The organism is Microbacterium sp. UMB0228, from assembly GCF_002871415.1.
GTDB lineage: Bacteria > Actinomycetota > Actinomycetes > Actinomycetales > Microbacteriaceae > Microbacterium.
Genome location: NZ_PNFU01000005.1, coordinates 266,402 through 279,719, shown reverse-complemented (window position 1 = coordinate 279,719; position 13,318 = coordinate 266,402). Strand labels below are relative to the sequence as shown.

Genomic DNA, 13,318 nt, shown 5'->3' with positions numbered 1-13,318 from the left:
CTCCTCATGACGAACACCACAGCCTCCGCCTCCTCCGCCTCGTCGCTCGGACTCCTCGTCCTGCGCATCGTCGTCGGCGCGATCTTCGCCGCCCACGGCGCCCAGAAGATCTTCGAGTTCACGATCCCCGGGACCATCGGCAGCTTCGCCGGCATGGGGGTCCCGCTCGCCGAGATCGCCGCGCCCGTCGTCGCCTTCCTCGAGCTCATCGGCGGGATCCTGCTGATCCTCGGACTGCTGACGCGTCCGGTCGGCATCCTCCTCGCCGTCGACATGCTGGTGGCCCTCGTGCTCGTGCACCTGCCCGCGGGCCTGTGGGTGACGGCCGGCGGCTACGAGTTCGTCGCCGTGCTCGGTGCGGCGGCTCTGGCGCTCGCGCTCACGGGGGCGGGGCGCTACTCCATCGACGCCGCGGCACTCCGCGGACGCGCGCCGGCCTGGCTCGCCTGACGGGTCAGCCGCCCGCCTCGCGCGCCGGATCCACGCGGCGGACGAGGACCCAGGTGTTGCCGAGATCGGTGACCGTGTGGGTGAACTCGTCGAGCGCCGCCTGCGACAGCGCGAGTCCGCGTCCGCTCTCCGCCTCCTCGCCCGGCATCGTCACCGCGTCCCAGTCGATCGGTGCCGGCGGGGCGGTGTCGCGGATGTAGGCGCGCAGCTCCTCCGCCGTCACGCGGACGTCGATGCTCAGGACGACGTCCGCGTGCTCGTTGTGCTGCGCGATGTTGGTCGTGACCTCGCTGAGCGCGAGGGTGAACAGCACCTGGTCCTGAGCCGGAACCTCCGGAGCGTGAGTCCAGAGCCGGTCGAGCTCATCGAGGGCGCGGTCGACGAGGGCGAGCCCGGCGGGCCCGTCGATGTGGAAGGAGCGGGTGTCAGCGTCCATCGAACGCCGATTCCGGCGTCGGGTAGTCGCGGAGCACGCGATCCAGGTTGGTGAGGTGGAGGACGGTGCGCACGGCCTCGGGGACGGCGGCGATGCGCAGATCGCCTCCGGCCACCCGGGCGCTCTTGAGGCCGCCCACCAGGGCGCCGAGGCCCGAGGAGTCGACGAACTCGGTGCCGCTGAGGTCGATCGCGATGCGCGGCTGCCCGGCGGCGACGAGGTCGCTCACCGCGTTGCGCAGCAACGGCGCGCCCGAGGCGGTCAGGCGCCCCGTGATCGCGACGACGGCGTAGCCGTCCCTGGTGTCAGTGCTGACGTTCATTCGACTCCTTCTCGAGGACCTGCGCGGCGGGGCCGCGATAGCGTGCCGCCTGGATGATGACGCTGAGGACGACCAGGTCGTACAGGACCCAGGCGGTGTTCACGAGGGTGCCGGTGCCGTCGCCGGTGCCGACGATGACCCGGGCGACCCCGATGACGAGGGCGATCACGAGCACGACCATGGCGGTCAGCTGCGGCCAGATCTCGCGCCAGGGGACGCCGCGTGGGTCTCGGCCGTCCTTCCGCGTCACGGCGAAGGACAGCGGCCGGCCGAGCACGACGTTGGCGAAGGCCGTCCAACACGCGCGGATCCACACGGGGAACAGCGCAAGCGAGTACTGCTGACCTCGCCAGGTCTTCACCCCCTTCGCGACCACGAGGAACAGCGCCTGGTTGACGAGGAAGTACGGCAGGAACCGTGCGAAGAAGTCGACCGACCAGGCGGTGACGGGGAGCACCCCGAACACGAGGTAGATCACCGGGGCGGCGAGGTAGACGATGGCCGCGAAGCCGGACAGGTAGCTCCACATCGTCGCGAAGTACATGAGGCGCTGCCCCACCGAGAGTCCGCGCTTGGCCAGGGGGTTGTCGCGCAGCATCACCTGCAGCGTCCCCTGGGCCCACCGCAGCCGCTGCGTGAGCATCGTCCGGAGGTCTTCCGGGGCGAGGCCGTGCGCCAGGATCTCGTGGTGGTAGACGCTCTTCCAGCCGAGGGCGTGCAGCTGCATCGCCGTCGCCATGTCCTCCGTCACCGAGATCGTGGCGAGGGGGAGGATCGGCTGCGCCTCATCGGCCCGGTCGAGGCGGAGCGCGTCGAGCAGTCCGCGGACGGCCTCCACGGCGGTGAGCGGGGAGAGTTCCGAGGCGGCCAGCGCGTCGAGCCCCGCCTCGTCCACCACGACCTGTCCGAGTTCCGCGTCGTGCTGCACCGGCAGGGACTCGATCACCGCGAGATCGGCGCGGATGCCCTCCAGGTCGTGCGCCACGAGGATCCGGGAGGCGTTGTCGACAGCTTCCCCCACGCGTGCGGCGACCTCGGCGACCGACGTACCCGCGGCGAGCTCCTTGCGTCCGCGCGCGATCGCGATGCGCAGCGCGCCGAGCTCGGTGGCGAGCGCCGGGTCGGTCGCGGCCTCGGCCTCACGGGCGATCAGCGCCTCGGAGGTCTTGAGCGCCCGCGCGGCGGAGTCGGTGACGTTCTGCACGTAGCCCACGATGCCGAGCTGCATGAGCGCCTCGCGGCGGAGCACGGCGTTCGACCCGCAGAAGAAGGCCGCGTTCCAGCCGTCCTTCCCCTGCTGGATCGGTCCGTAGAACAGCGGCGCCTGGCTGCCGAGCGGGTCGGCCTCGTCGACGTTCACGAACCACTGCGGGGTCTGCACGAGGGCGACTTCGGGATCATCGGCGAAGTAGCCGAGTGTGCGGTGCAGGATCAGCGGGTCGGGCACCTGGTCGGCGTCGAGGATGAGGAGGAACTCGCCGTCGGTCTGGAAGAGCGCGCTGTTGAGATTGCCGGCCTTGGCGTGCCGGGGCTTGCCCGTCCAGTCCTCGGAGCGGGTGAGATAGCCGACGCCCGCGGCCCTGGCCTCGGCCTCGAGTTCGGGGCGGGAGCCGTCGTCGAGGATCCAGGTGGAGTGCGGATAGGCGATCCGCTTCGCCGCCCTGGCCGTCGTCATGACGAGCTCGATCGGCTCGTCGTAGGTCGTGATGAACACGTCGACGGTGCCTTGCGGCGGCGATACCGGTGCCGGACGCTCCTTCGCGCGCCACATCGTGAGGCAGAAGAGGAACGTGTCGATGAGGCTGTAGGTCTCGGCGATCACGAGCGGCACCGCGATCCACCAGGCCGACCAGTTCACCGACTCCAGCCACCGCCACGCGACGTAGTTCACGCCGAGCAGGACCGAGAGGAGTGCGAGGACGCGGATCGTCGCGAACCGCGCGGTCATGTGTCCCTCCGCACGACCACGACGGTGATGTCGTCGGTCGCGCGCTCGTCGTTCGCGAGCCGCAGAGCCTCGCCGACAGCGCCGCCGGGGCCCATCTCTGCGAGGACGCGCTCGACGTGGCCGAACGGGTCGTCCGGGTCGAGTACGTCGAGGAGTCCATCGCTGCAGCAGATGAAGGCATCGCCCGGTTCCAGGCGGGTGGTCACCGGGACGCGGGGGTCGGCAAGGCCCATCCCCATGCCGAGAGGCAGGTTCGTGGAGCGCAGCGGCGTCCACGACCCGTCCGCCCGGACGACGAAAGCGAGGCTGTGGCCGGCGTCGATGACCTCGAGGTCTCCCGTCTCCGGCTGCAGCTCGGCGACGACGGCCGTGACGAACATCGACGTGTCCGCGAGATCGTCCTCGAGCAGGCGGTCCACCTCGATCACGGCGTCGGACAGCGAGCGCTCCGGCGCCGTCCGCAGGGAGGCGCGCACCGTGGCCGCGACCAGCGCCGGTCCCGTGCCCTTGCCCATCGCGTCGGCCAGGGTCACGCGCAGGGCTTCCCCGTGGCGTGAGAAGTCGTAGTAGTCCCCGGCGAGCGTTCCCCGTGGGGCGGCGCCGGCGGCGATCGTGTACCCGTCGATCTCCGGATGCACCCGCGGGCGCAGGGCCCGCTGCACCACGGCGGCGTGGTCGACGTCAGCGTCCTGTGCCAGCTCCGTCTGCACCCAGAAAGCGAGGTCGCGCAGAAGGTCCTGCTGGGCGTCCGTGAACGTATGCGGCTCGGTGTCGAGCACACACAGCGTCCCGACCGGCTCGCCGCCCGGCGCGTGCAGCGGATGGGCCGCGTAGAACCGCAGGTGCGGGTCGCCGGTCACGAACGGGTTCTCGGCGAAGAGGTCGGTCGTGCTCGCGTCCTCCACCACCACCGTCCGGTCCTGCGACACGGTGTAGTCGCAGAACGAATCCTGTCGCGGTGCCTCGTTCCCCCCGAGGCCGATCTGCGATTTGCGCCACTGTCGGTCGCGGTCGATCAGCGAGACGCTGACCATCGGCACGCCGAACATCTCCTTCGCCAGTCGTGCCACTCGATCCACCCGCTCATCGGGTGGCGTGTCAAGGATCCCCAGTTCCTCGAGCGCTGCCTGTCGCCGTCGCTCGTCGAACATTCCCCCGGCCCTCCTCCGTGTTTATTCCCCTCATCCTAGGGAGGAACCGCAGCCGGAGCACCAGGGCGTCCACGCGGCATTCAGGCGAACCACAGGAAACGGTTCTGCGCAAGCCCCGCGGAGAACCGCTTCTCCGGATCTAGCATCGCGCCAGGACGGGAGCGCCGTGTCTGCACGTCCTCGGAAAGGAGGCAGGTGGATGCCGCTCAAGACCCGCCAGCGGGACCGGTACAACCGCCGGGAGGCCCTCGCCGGCTATCTCTTCATCTCGCCCTGGCTCATCGGATTCCTCATCTTCACGGCCGGCGCGATGGTCTACAGCCTGTACATCTCGTTCAGCAGCTACAACCTCGCCACGAACAGCGCCCGCCCGGTCGGCATCGACAACTACGCCAACCTCTTCGAGGACCCGCGGGTGGGCGTCTCGCTCGCGAACACGCTGTTCTACGTGGTGATGGCGGTGCCGCTGGAGATCGTGTTCGCGCTGATCCTCGCCCTGCTGCTCAACCGCGTCGGGCGCGGTGCGGGTGCCTTCCGCGTGCTCTACTACCTGCCGAAGATGACGCCGGCCGTCGCGACCGCGGCGGTGTTCTTCCTCCTCCTGAACGGCAACTCCGGAGCGATCAACCAGTTCCTCCGGCTGTTCGGCATCCAGGGGCCGCAGTGGCTCGTCGACCCCGCGTGGGTCAAGCCGAGCATCGTGATCATGACGCTGTGGACCGTCGCGGGGACCATGGTGATCTTCCTCGCAGCGCTGAAGAACGTGCCCGTCGAGCTGTACGAGGTGGCCTCGCTCGACGGGGCGGGACCGATCAGGAAGTTCTTCTCGATCACCCTCCCGATGATCTCGGGGGCCATGTTCTTCAACGTCATCGTGCTCTCGATCGCCGCGTTCCAGATCTTCGACCAGGCGTACCTGCTGTTCTGGCGGGATCAGAGCAATTCGTCACCGGAGGCATCCCTCTTCTACGCAATCTATCTGTTCCAGCAGGCGTTCCGGCAGTTCAACTTCGGCTTCGCGGCGGCGATGGCGTGGCTGCTCTTCGTCATCATCATGATCATCACGCTCATCCAGGTGAAGGTCGGCAACCGCTTCGTCTACTACGAGGGAGACCGCTGATGTCCCAGACCCTGCGCCAGGTCCCCGTCGAGACGAACGGGGACGACCTCCCCGAGACGGTTGCGGCCACGTCCCCGGCCCGGCCGCGGCGACGCCGGAGGCTGCAGCAGCCGAAGAGTCTCATCGCCCGCATCGTGCTGAACATCATCCTCGTGCTGTTCGCGTTGCTGTTCCTGTATCCCTTCGCCTGGCTCCTCGCGGCGAGCTTCAAGCCGCGAGGGGAGGTGTTCGACAACGCCCTCATCCCGAAGACCTTCGTGCCGGAGAACTACGTGGAGGTGTGGAATCAGCTCCCGCTGCTGAACTGGATGGGCAACAGCATCGCCATCGCGCTGCTCGCCGCCGGTGCCGTCGCGATCTCCAGCTCGATCGTGGCGTTCGGGTTCGCCTACTTCCGCTTCCCGGGGCGCGGCCTGCTGTTCGGCCTCGTGCTCGCGACGATGATGCTTCCCGGCGCGGTGACGATGATCCCGATCTACCTCATCTGGAAGGAGACCGGACTCCTCGGCACATGGGTGCCGCTGTGGGGCATGAACCTCTTCGGCTCGGCCTTCTACATCTTCCTGCAGCGTCAGTTCTTCCTCGGCCTGCCGCGGGAGCTGTTCGAGGCGGCGCGGCTCGACGGGGCCAGCGCCTGGGGACTGTTCTGGCGGATCGCGATGCCGCTGTCGATCCCGTCGTTCGTCATCGTGTTCCTGTTCGAGTTCCAGGCCAGCTGGAACAACCTGCAGGCCGCCCTCATCTACCTCAACGCCGGATCGGTGGACGAGTTCACCGCGCCGCTCGGCATCGCGTACGCCATGACCAAGTACAGCCCCACGGCGGGCGGTCACGGCGACTACCAGTACGTCATGGTCGCCTCCCTCCTGGTGACCCTCCCGATGCTCATCCTCTTCGCCTTCGGGCAGCGCGCCTTCATCGAGGGCGTCGCGACCCAGGGGCGCAAGGGATGACGAACCACAGATCGAAAGGAGCAGTCATGCGCACACGCATGCTGGGAATCACCGCGGTCGCCGCGGCATCCGTCCTCGTCCTCGCCGGGTGCGGCGGGGGAGGGGGAGACGACCAAGCGGCCGACGCCGACTTCGGGGCGGAGCCGAGCGGCACGCTAAAGGCGTGGGGATTCGAGAACGCCGACGACGTCGGCACCTCGCGCATGGACTACGCCGCCGAGCAGCTGAAGGACGTCGAGGTCGACCTCGACGCGACGGCCTTCGACGCGCAGAAGTTCACCACCCGCATCGCGAGCGGCGACGTGCCCGACGTGGTGCAGATGGATCGCCGGTACGTGACCACGTATGCCGCGCAGGACCTCATCATGCCGCTCGACGAGTGCTTCGCGGCCCAGGACGTCTCGCCGCGCGACCACTGGTACCCCTTCGTCGTCGACGACGTCACCTACGACGACGCGGTGTGGGCGGTGCCGCAGTTCTACCAGCCGCCGGCGATCCTGCTGAACAAGGCCGTGCTCGACGAGGCGGGGGTGACGGCGGAGGAGATCGACACCTCGAAGCCCGACGTGCTGCTCGGCGCGATCGAGAAGATGTACCAGGAGTCCGGCGGTGTGCCCACGCGGCTCGGTTTCGACCCGGTCGCGACCGGTCAGGCCGGGCTATGGATCCTCGGCATGGGTGGCCAGCTCAACGATGAGAAGGGGGCGCCCACCCTGGACGACCCCAGCAACGTGGCCGGCATCGAGGTGCTCAAGCAGATCACCGACGCGCAGGGAGGCTTCGCGGCCGTCAAGAGCTTCAGCGACTCGTTCGACGCCTTCGGCGACCAGAACCAGTTCGTCGCCCAGCAGGTCGGGGCGCAGGTGAACGCGCAGTGGTACCCGAACGTGCTGAGCCCGTACGCCGACCAGATCGACCTCGAGGCGGTGCCGTTCCGGAACGCCGACGGGGAGCCGTTCTCGGTCGCCTCGGGCACCGCGTTCGTGATCCCGGCCGGCGCGGAGAACCCCGCGGCGGCGTGCGCGTGGATGGTCAACCTCACCTCCGACGACGCGTGGAACGCGGCGGGTGAGGCGCGTGCCGAGACCCTGAAGACCGACGGCGGGATCAACACCGGGCTGTTCACCGGGTCGCCGTCCGCCGACCAGTCCATCCGCGAGACCTTCGTCACCGACAGCGGCAACGCCGGCTTCGACCAGGTCATCTCCACCTACTACGACGTGGTGGACTACGGGCAGTCGTTCGGCTCCTCCCCGGCGGGCCAGGAGATTCAGAACGAGCTCAACAACGCCATCACGGCGGCGCTGCTCGGGGACAAGTCGCCCGAGGACGCGTTGAAGGAAGCGCAGGAGGCCGCGATGCGCGCGTACGAGAACGCCACGGCCGGCTAGCCCGGCCAGACGCGGAGGGACGGCGCCAGGCGGGCATCCCCGCCTGGCGCCGTGCGTCGCGCAGGCGGGCGTGGATGATGGTGGCATGGGAATCGACCGCTCCACCATCCGTGTCAAAGCCATGCTGGTCGCTCCGAGCGCGGACGGGATGTCTCACCTCGTCAGTGTCAACGCACCGACCACGGAGAATCCTCGGGGATACCATCGGCTGATCGGGGGGAGTGTCGAACTCGGCGAGTCTTTCCGGGACGCGATAGTCCGAGAGGTGGATGAAGAGCTCGGAGCACGCATCGACGGCCTCGAACACGTCGGGATCGTCGAGAACATCTTCCGCTTCAACGGTGAGATCGGCCATGAGATCGTCGCTCTGTACTCCGGCTCACTCGATCCGGCACCGGGCGTCGAAGGTGGGACCCTCACCGAGTCGGACGGCTCGGCCGTCCCTGTCGTGTGGCGCTCGTTCGACGACGCCGGCCACGAGGTTCCCCTGTACCCGACCGGAGCGGCTGACTTGATCCGAACGTCGCGCGAGGGGAGAGAGGCCGACCATGGACCAGCGTGAGCTCGACGAGCGGATCCGCGACTACTACGAGGAGCAGTTCGACGAATCCGTGCGGTTGACGACGCGGTCGGCGCAGGGGCCGCTGGAGCACCAGCGCATCCAGGAACTGATCGCGGAGCACCTCGCCGAGGGTCGCGTGATCGATGTCGGAGGCGGGGCGGGCGTCCGTGCGCGCTCGCTCCTCGACCGCGGACATCGGGTCACCCTCGTCGACCCGGTGCGGGGTCATGTCCGGAGTGCGGCGGAGCGAGGTGTGGACGCCCGCGTGGGCGACGCGCGCTCGCTGCCGTTCGCCGCGGACAGCTTCGATGCCGCCCTTCTCCTCGGCCCGCTGTACCACCTGGCCGATCGCGCGGACCGTCTCCAGGCGCTCGGCGAGGCCGCACGGGTGGTGCGATCCGGCGGCTGGGTGTTCGCGGCAGGCCTCTCGCGGTTCGTCGGATTTGGTCAGCTCGCGCTCGGTGTGACCGACCTCCACCTCGACGACGAACACGGCGCCCTGCTGGAACGCGGGACTCCCTCCTCGCGGGGTCGCTTCCCGGCGGGGCACTTCCATACGGCGGAGTCGCTCGCCGCGGAGGCCGTCTCCGCCGGACTCGACGTTCTGGAGGTCCATGGCGTCGAAGGGCCCGGCGGGCTGTTGCTGGAGGGGATGCCCGTGGAGGAGACGGCGCTCACGCAGGCGGCCCTCCAGCTGGCGCGAGCCGGGAGCACCGTTCCCGGAATCCGGGAGCTGAGCCCGCACCTCCTGGCCGTGTGTCGCGTGCGGTGACTCGGCCACAGTGTTGACTGTTAACAGTCAACACTGATAGCCTCGCGGTGTCGACAACACGGTCGACCCACGTAGAGGAGCAAAGATGCCCCGCATGCGCATCACTCGGGCGGCCGCTGCCTTCGCCGCCCTCGCCGCCACCGCTCTGGTGCTGTCGGCCTGCACGAAGGTCGACGAGAGCGAGGGGGCCGCCTCGACCTATCCCGAGGACGACATCCGGTTGATCATCCAGGCCAACCCCGGTGGCGGCTCCGACCTGTCGTCCCGCGCGCTCGCGACCGAGCTCGAGAAGATCCTCGGCGTCAGCGTGATCCCGGAGAACATGCCCGGAGCCGCGGGAGCGCTCGCGATGGAGTACGTCGGCTCGCAGGATCCGGACGGCTACGTCATCGGGTTCGCCCCGGTCGAGATCGCGATGCTCAACACGACCCAGAGCGCCGACGTGCTGCCCGACGACTTCGACCTGCTCGGACAGATCATGCTCGCCCCCGGCGTCATCACGGTGGGTGCGAACAGCGGCATCGAGACCCTCGACGACCTCGTGACCCAGGCGAAGTCCGGCGCGGTCACGGTCGCGAACTCCGGCGCCGGCTCGATCTGGGAGGCCGCCACCCTCGGCCTCGGCAAGGCCACGGACGCCGACTTCACCCCCGTCCCCTACGACGGTGGCGCCACGGCGGTCGCGGCGGCCGCATCCGGTGAGACCGTCGCCGCCGTCTCCGGACTCGGCGAGGCCCTCGCGCAGGGCGAGGCCGTCCGCATCCTCGCGGTCATGAACGACGAGCGTCACCCGGACGCGGAGGACGTCGAGACGGTCGAGGAGGCCATCGGCGAAGAAGTCGTCTTCGGCGGCTGGGGCGGCATCTATGCTCCGGCCGGCCTGCCCGACGACGTGCACGACGCCCTCGAGGCCGCCGTCAAGGAGGCCGTGGAGTCCGAGAGCTACCAGAAGTTCCAGGCGGACGCCGGCAACCTCGTGGTCTACCGCGACTCCGCGGAGTGGACCGGGTTCGTCGACGACCAGTTCGCCCTGTTCCAGGATCTCCTGGGCTGAACACCTCCGGTGGGGTCGGCACGCGCCGGCCCCGCCGCGTCCTCCGACGAAGGAGCACCATGACCAGCCCCGACACCGCGGCCGAGTCGGCCGCGCCGGGCGGCTACGAGGGGGCGACCGCCTCGCGACCCCTCGAGATCGCGTTCGCCGCCGTCGCCCTCGCGATCACCGCCGGCTATCTCTTCCTCGCCACGCAGATCCCGCTGCGCCGCGAGGCCGCCCCCGGACAGATCGACGCCCGCTTCTGGCCGCTCGTCATCGGCGTGACCGGCGTCGTGATCGCGATCGCGCTGCTCGCCGTGGCGATCACGCGACCGGCACCCACGCGGGAGGATCTCGAGCGCATCCAGCCGGGCGGCGTCCTCCGGGTGATCGCGACGATCGCGATCGCCGGTGCCTTCATCGCGCTCTGGTCCCTCGGCTCGGTCATCCTCTTCGGCTACCGGATCGAGGTCTTCCCGATCGCCTGCGCCCTGCTCATGGCCGCACTGATGCTCCTCTACGGCCACCGCCGCTGGCTGAGCCTCGTCATCTACTCCGCCGCCGTCACGGCGTTCGTCTACGTCGTCTTCGGCATGCTCCTGAGGATCCCCCTGTGAACGCGCTCCTGGAGGGGCTGAACTCGCTCCTCGACATCTCGATCCTGCTGTACATGGCGGTCGGCCTCGTCCTCGGCTTCATGGTCGGCGCCTTCCCCGGTATCACCGCGACCATGGCCGTCGCGCTCGCGGCCGGCTTCACCATGACCCTCGAACCCGTGCAGGGCCTCGCGGTGCTGCTGACGATCTACGTCGCGGCGAACTTCGGCGACCGGGTGCCGTCCATCCTCATCAACACCCCGGGGACTCCCGCCTCCATCGCCACCACCCTCGACGGCTATCCGATGGCGAAACAGGGCAGGGCCGGTCTCGCGCTGACGATCTCCGCGATCGTGTCGGCCGTCGGCATCCTCGCCTCGCTCGTGCTCTTCTCGGTCGCCGCCGTGCCGATCGCCAGCTTCGCCCGGGACTACTTCAAGTCGCCCGAACTGTTCGCGCTCGTCGTCTTCGGCATCGCGATCATGATCGGCATCTCGTCCAAGTCGATGCTCAAGGGCATCCTCGCGGGCCTCTTCGGACTCATGCTCGGCAGCGTCGGAACGTACGCCGCCACAGCCGACCAGCGCTTCACGTTCGGTGTGCTGGAACTCGTCGAGGGCGTGAACTTCATCGCCGTCATCATCGGCCTCTTCGGCATCGCCGAGCTGTTCGATCAGCTCCTCACGCACCGGAAGTCGCACGTCCGACCGATCTCGAGCCTCGGCCGGTGGTGGCCGAACCGCGCCGAGCTGAAGCAGAGCGGACGGGCCACCGCGGTCGGCGGGGCAGTGGGCCTCGGCGTCGGCCTCATCCCGGCGGCCGGCGGCGACATCGCCGGGCTCATCGGCTGGGAGCGGGCGCGCAAGGCGTCGAAGCACCCGGAGATGTTCGGCAAGGGATCGATCGAGGGCGTCGCCGCGTCCGACACCGCCTCCAGCGCGACGCTCGGCGGCTCGTTGACCACGACGATGGCACTCGGCATCCCCGGGGACTCCGTCATGGCGGTGATGATCGGCTCGATGATCATCTGGGGCATCACCCCCGGGCCCACGCTGTTCACCAACCGCCCCGACCTCGTCGTCTCGATCGTCGGGATCATGCTCGTCGCGACCCTCCTGTCGCTCGCGCTGAGCCTCGTGCGGATGAAGGGCATGGTCAAGCTGCTCGACGTACCGCAGCCGTATCTGTGGAGCGGCATCCTCATCTTCTGCATCATCGGCACGTACGCCACCTCGAACAGCCTGTCGACGGTCGTCACGATGCTCGTCTTCGGCGTGGTCGGCGTGCTGCTCAAGCGCATGCAGGTCCCGGCAGGACCCGTGGTGCTCGGTCTCCTGCTCGGTCCGCTCGCCGAGGAGAACCTCGCCCGCACGCTGGCGATCCTGCCGACGCGGCCGTTCTTCGAGGTCGTCAGCCCGATCGCCCTCGTCCTGCTCGCGCTCGCGGTGCTGTCGATCGTGATGCCCGCGATCCGCGCCGCCCGCACGCCCCGGGCAGAGCGGGCCTCGTTGGAGGACTCGATCCTCCACACCGACAGCATCGTGCAGATCGAGAAGGCGCACGACGAGCTCGCGGCGCAGCCCGACCTGCTCACCTCCACCGTCCGCAACGTCGACGCCGGTGCGCGCCGGGGACGCGCCGGCCGCAAGAACCGCAAGAGCACGACCCCCGAGGAGACCGAGAAGTGACCCGCTACGACATCCTGACCGCCGTCCCGACCGCGTTCCACCGCGACGGGACCCTCGACCTCGACGGGTCGCGTGCGATCTTCCGGTTCGTGGCCGATTCGGGGAACGAGGGCGCCTTCGTCCTCGGCACCACGGGCGAGTTCCCCGCCGTGGACGCGGGCGAGTTCCGGGCGCTCGTGGGTGCCGCGCTGGAGGAGCTGGCGGACCGGATGCGCGTCATCGTGCACGTCGGACAGCCGAGCACCTTCGAGGCCGTGCGCCTGGTCGGCATCGCGAAGGAGCTGGGGGCCACGGAGTTCGCGGCCCTCACCCCCTACTACCTGCGTGCCACGGACGACGCGATCCTCGACTACTACCGCGCCGTCTCGGCCGCCGTGGGGGAGGGGCGCCTCTACGTCTACATCTATCCCGCGCGCAGCGGGAACCCCGTCTCGCCGGAGCTGCTCGTGCGCATCGCCGCCCTGCCGAACGTGGTCGGGGCCAAGGTGAGCGAGCTCTCGCTCGGCGACATCGCGGCGTACCGCGCGGTGGTGCCGGCCGACTTCGAGTTGTACACCGGCGCCGACCGTGACCTCATCGCAGCCGTCGAAGCGGGCGCGCAGGGCGTCGTCTCTGGTGTCTCCTCCGTGACGCCGAAGCCGTTCCGCGCCCTCGCCGACGCCGGACGCTCCGGCGATGCGGACGCCATCGCCGCGGCACAGGCCGCCGTGGACGACGTCGTCGCGCTCATCGGCGGCGACATGGCGCGCATGAAGGAGGCGTACCGCGTGCTCGACGTCGTGGACACGCACTGCCGTATGGCCATCGCCGAGCCCTCCGCCGACCAGCGGGCAGCCGTCGCACAGGTGGTGGCCGCGCACCGCTGACGCGGATCCTCGCGGAGGGCTGAGGCT

At 69.4% G+C, this 13,318-nt stretch carries 14 protein-coding genes; 10 read left to right on the top strand and 4 right to left on the bottom strand.

What is annotated here, in order from left to right; translation table 11 throughout:
* Positions 1-6: 6 nt before the first annotated feature.
* Positions 7-450 (top strand): DoxX family protein, encoded by a 444-nt coding sequence (locus CJ226_RS13550; RefSeq protein WP_060921594.1) that lies wholly within the window; start codon positions 7-9, stop codon positions 448-450.
* Between the two features lie 4 nt (positions 451-454).
* Here the strand turns inward: CJ226_RS13550 and CJ226_RS13545 are convergent, their stop codons facing one another.
* From CJ226_RS13545 to CJ226_RS13530, 4 genes are read right to left on the bottom strand one after another with little or no spacing between them, the layout of a single operon-like run.
* Positions 455-886, bottom strand: coding sequence for an ATP-binding protein (locus CJ226_RS13545; RefSeq protein WP_102209491.1), 432 nt, complete (start codon positions 884-886; stop codon positions 455-457).
* Positions 876-1,208, bottom strand: coding sequence for an STAS domain-containing protein (locus tag CJ226_RS13540; protein WP_025102664.1), 333 nt, complete (start codon positions 1,206-1,208; stop codon positions 876-878). Before CJ226_RS13540 ends, CJ226_RS13545 begins: the two co-directional genes overlap by 11 nt.
* A complete protein-coding gene (locus CJ226_RS13535) occupies positions 1,192-3,156 on the bottom strand; it encodes a glycosyltransferase family 2 protein (protein ID WP_102209490.1) in 1,965 nt (654 codons plus the stop codon). Before CJ226_RS13535 ends, CJ226_RS13540 begins: the two co-directional genes overlap by 17 nt.
* Entirely contained in the window at positions 3,153-4,307 is a 1,155-nt protein-coding gene (locus tag CJ226_RS13530; protein ID WP_102209489.1) for a PP2C family protein-serine/threonine phosphatase, read from the bottom strand. Before CJ226_RS13530 ends, CJ226_RS13535 begins: the two co-directional genes overlap by 4 nt.
* 199 nt (positions 4,308-4,506) lie before the next feature.
* Between CJ226_RS13530 and CJ226_RS13525 the strand changes: the two genes are divergently transcribed.
* The 9 genes from CJ226_RS13525 (at position 4,507) to CJ226_RS13485 (ending at position 13,291) form a co-directional block, all read left to right on the top strand.
* The gene (locus CJ226_RS13525) at positions 4,507-5,427 is read left to right on the top strand and encodes a carbohydrate ABC transporter permease (RefSeq protein ID WP_102209488.1); all 921 of its coding nucleotides are present in this window, start codon (positions 4,507-4,509) and stop codon (positions 5,425-5,427) included.
* On the top strand, positions 5,427-6,380 hold the full coding sequence (locus CJ226_RS13520) for a carbohydrate ABC transporter permease (protein WP_102209487.1): 954 nt from the start codon (positions 5,427-5,429) through the stop codon (positions 6,378-6,380). The genes CJ226_RS13525 and CJ226_RS13520 overlap by 1 nt, the downstream gene beginning before the upstream one ends.
* Positions 6,381-6,406: 26 nt before the next feature.
* The gene (locus CJ226_RS13515; RefSeq protein ID WP_102209486.1) at positions 6,407-7,771 is read left to right on the top strand and encodes an extracellular solute-binding protein; all 1,365 of its coding nucleotides are present in this window, start codon (positions 6,407-6,409) and stop codon (positions 7,769-7,771) included.
* Positions 7,772-7,856: 85 nt separating this feature from the next.
* Positions 7,857-8,333, top strand: coding sequence for an NUDIX domain-containing protein (locus CJ226_RS13510; protein ID WP_062637255.1), 477 nt, complete (start codon positions 7,857-7,859; stop codon positions 8,331-8,333).
* Positions 8,320-9,105 (top strand): bifunctional 2-polyprenyl-6-hydroxyphenol methylase/3-demethylubiquinol 3-O-methyltransferase UbiG, encoded by a 786-nt coding sequence (locus CJ226_RS13505; RefSeq protein ID WP_102209485.1) that lies wholly within the window; start codon positions 8,320-8,322, stop codon positions 9,103-9,105. Before CJ226_RS13510 ends, CJ226_RS13505 begins: the two co-directional genes overlap by 14 nt.
* 94 nt (positions 9,106-9,199) lie before the next feature.
* Positions 9,200-10,159: a tripartite tricarboxylate transporter substrate binding protein gene (locus CJ226_RS13500; protein WP_231729519.1), complete on the top strand. Its 960-nt coding sequence runs from the start codon at positions 9,200-9,202 to the stop codon at positions 10,157-10,159.
* A gap of 59 nt (positions 10,160-10,218) precedes the next feature.
* The gene (locus CJ226_RS13495; RefSeq protein WP_102209484.1) at positions 10,219-10,758 is read left to right on the top strand and encodes a tripartite tricarboxylate transporter TctB family protein; all 540 of its coding nucleotides are present in this window, start codon (positions 10,219-10,221) and stop codon (positions 10,756-10,758) included.
* Positions 10,755-12,425 carry a tripartite tricarboxylate transporter permease gene (locus CJ226_RS13490; RefSeq protein ID WP_102209483.1) on the top strand — a complete coding sequence of 557 codons (1,671 nt, stop codon included), beginning with the start codon at positions 10,755-10,757 and terminating at the stop codon, positions 12,423-12,425. The genes CJ226_RS13495 and CJ226_RS13490 overlap by 4 nt, the downstream gene beginning before the upstream one ends.
* The gene (locus CJ226_RS13485) at positions 12,422-13,291 is read left to right on the top strand and encodes a dihydrodipicolinate synthase family protein (protein ID WP_102209482.1); all 870 of its coding nucleotides are present in this window, start codon (positions 12,422-12,424) and stop codon (positions 13,289-13,291) included. Before CJ226_RS13490 ends, CJ226_RS13485 begins: the two co-directional genes overlap by 4 nt.
* Positions 13,292-13,318: the final 27 nt, after the last annotated feature.